Here is a 2,801-nt window from a genome sequence, read left to right as displayed (position 1 = left end):
GAAAATCCGCCGCTTCCGTGCCATCCCTCGCTCCCAGTTCATGACGGTGAATTTAATACACCAGTCTCACCGATCGGAGCGAGGTTTTCTATCTAAGCCCGTGGTCCGAATAATGGGGTCCACTTCAGTAAGCCTGGCGCACCGAAGCGTGAATCTTCTGGCGACGAACGGCCCTCAGGCTCAGCGGCCGATCGACCGAATCGTAGAAGCCAGAGCGGCTCACTTGCAGTAGTCGACACATAGTGGCCACCGAAACTGGTCGCGGTGCCGCTTGATCCAGGCATACTTCATGTCGACTCCTTCGCAAAGTACGCCGTCGCTTTTTTTAATATTTCTCGCTCCAGCTCGGTCTGTTTGAGCTGCCTGCGAAGTCGAGCGTTCTCTACCTTCAGCTCATCAAGCGATGCATCTTCGCCGCAAGGCTCTGGCGGCGGAGCCAACTTGGCATGCCAACTTCGCAGCGTAGCTTCGCACACACCAACTGCCTGGCACGCCTTCTTAAACGAGTACCCTTCTTCCACCACCAACCGCACGGCGTCTTGCTTGAACTCGTCGCTATACGTCGGCCGCTTCTTCTTCGCTAGTTTGTCCACAGCTCGGACCTCCTTTAGGAACCATTATCCCGGCCCTCGCCACTGTCCGAAAGTCGTGGGCTACCGCAGGTTTTTCTATCTAAGCCCGTATTCCCAATAATGGTGTCCACTTCAGAAGTTTTACTTGGCAATTTCCCAAGCGCCACAATCAGGAGTGATATCACGTATCACTCCATTGATTGAAAGTGGCAACTTAGCCGGTACACCAAAGTTTATGGCTGGGCTATCTGGTCTCAGTTCGGGGTCTACCCAGCTATTGGTGGTAAACTTCGGGTTTCCTGCCTTGCTGGTGCCATCCTGCCACTTTAGCCAATGGGCATAGTTACGCGAGTCAAAGAAGTTGTTGTGCGACGACCAACCGATGGTGTCAGTTTCGATGGTCGAGCGACAAAAAAGATTGTTGTAGCAAACGCAATTCTTACCTGGAGGACGACAGATTAGCGTACAGTTGCTGTTGGCCGGTTTTCTGACTCCATCGAATCGTCCCCACGCATAGCCTCCTTTGAAGTAGCGGAAGGTGTTGTGCCGTATGGTACAATTGTGGATCTCACTGATATTGATCGCCCCACCGTTGGTCATGCCAATCACATTGTTTTCGAGCAAGAGGCCATCTACGATCTGTTCTCGCCGATTGTTGACTTGAATTGCTGCTCCTTCAGTACCGTACATACGGCAGTTGCGAATGGTGACGTTCTTTACCGCATTGGTCGTTTTATGCACCGATCCAGAAATGAAAACATGGAGACAGTCTGCGTGAACAATACCCACCGGGGAGTTTATGTCGCCGTCGCTGTAGCCATCGTCGCAGTGATAAATGAGGCAACCATCGATAACTGTGTCGCAAGAATCAACAACCCTAAGTCCATCGTGGAAAACATCGTGAATGTGGCAATTCTTAACCACGTTTCGCCAGCCACGTACTTGGATGCCAATCGCACAGTCGGTCACTTCGCAATTTTCGATCAAGCAGTCTGCGCCGGTAACTTCGATGCCCCGTTTGACGATGTTCTGCGGATTATCGTTCTTAGGGCCTTCCTGGAAGATTTTGCTATTTAAAATCTTCACTCTTTTGGCCCCGTAAGAACGAATTCGATCTCGAAAGATTAAATCGTCGAATTGAATAAAAGCATTCGTGACGCTGTCGCCATTATCAAGAATGCTCGCAGGCAAATAGATGTCAGTGTAACCGACGGTAGCTTTGTGCCCGTTCAACGAGCGAATCGTTACCCAGTCATTAAACAAGTTGTCTATCTTGCCGCTTCGAATAGAAAAACCAGCATGGTCACCTTCGTGCAGCAGGATTATGTCACCACCTTTTACGGACTCAATCGCATGCTGAAGCGTTTGCCACGGTTGGTTTGAGGCGCCGGTGGCGTTATCGCTACCATCAACGGCCACATGGTACGTCGCTGCAAATGCTTGCTCTGCCACTAAAATGAACAGCACTGCCAAAATCGAGTACCGCATTATTTGCTCCAGTTATCGAAATCATCTCATCTGAATACGCTGATAGCACATTCCATTCTAATCGCCAATGATTTCAGGAAAAGTTCTCGCCGCAGACTGTTTACTAAAAAGAGTTTAAGCCAGGTACTCTTATTGAGGTCTGCACCATCAATCCATTAGGGTGACCAACGGAAGCCCCGGATTCGTGGCAAATAGGCCTGTTGCCATGTTGAATTAAGAGCACAGAAATCAATAGGCATCGCCTGCTTTGCATAAGTAGCTTTGGATCGGAAGTCGCTGCTGTGAACTCGTTTTTTGGGATGCCTGTGAACGAGGCCGAAATTGAATCTAAGCATCCACTCCGAGAATTTCGGGGCATAAGGGGGTCACTTTACTCTTTTCATACTCGCGGACAATTTCCGAAAGCAAAGCTTATTGGTCACATGTCTTAAACGCAAATGCCAATTGTGTCGACTTCGCAAGATGCAACTCGACTAAAGCACGAGGCAAGTCCTTGTAGTAGCACGCATCTCGGCACCCAGCTAACTGCGGTAGCCCACGACTTTCGGACAGTGGCGAGGACCGGGATAATGGCTCCTGAAGGAGGTCCGAGCTGTGGACAATTTAGCGAAGAAGAAGCGGCCAGCGAGGAACGTGCTCAATCGCGACTTCACCACCGACGCCCCGAACCAGAAGTGGGTGACCGACATCGAACGGCTGGGTTTACCTGGCGGTGGTCATCGACTTGTTCAGCCGTAAGGT

At 50.5% G+C, this 2,801-nt stretch carries 2 protein-coding genes and 1 pseudogene; 1 reads left to right on the top strand and 2 read right to left on the bottom strand.

All coding sequences use genetic code 11. The annotated features are described in order from the left end of the window. Window positions 1-287: 287 nt before the first annotated feature. The gene (locus DTL42_RS09680) at window positions 288-593 is read right to left on the bottom strand and encodes a transposase (RefSeq protein WP_114368531.1); all 306 of its coding nucleotides are present in this window, start codon (window positions 591-593) and stop codon (window positions 288-290) included. A 120-nt stretch (window positions 594-713) separates the two neighbouring features. Further along, window positions 714-2,060, bottom strand: a complete 1,347-nt coding sequence (locus DTL42_RS09675) for a right-handed parallel beta-helix repeat-containing protein (protein ID WP_114368530.1) — start codon at window positions 2,058-2,060, stop codon at window positions 714-716. A 624-nt stretch (window positions 2,061-2,684) separates the two neighbouring features. Here DTL42_RS09675 and DTL42_RS09670 point away from each other — a divergent pair. After that, window positions 2,685-2,801, top strand: a pseudogene (locus DTL42_RS09670) (IS3 family transposase); the annotation flags it as partial.

The sequence above is a fragment of the Bremerella cremea genome (assembly GCF_003335505.1).
GTDB lineage: Bacteria > Planctomycetota > Planctomycetia > Pirellulales > Pirellulaceae > Bremerella > Bremerella cremea_A.
Note: the sequence above shows the minus strand (reverse complement) of the source record. Positions and strands in the feature narration are given on the sequence as shown.

What these genes read in the sequence shown, in the direction of transcription:
- DTL42_RS09675 (WP_114368530.1), bottom strand. Translation starts at nt 2,060, where the DNA reads ATGCGGTACTCGATTTTGGCAGTGCTGTTCATTTTAGTGGCAGAGCAA.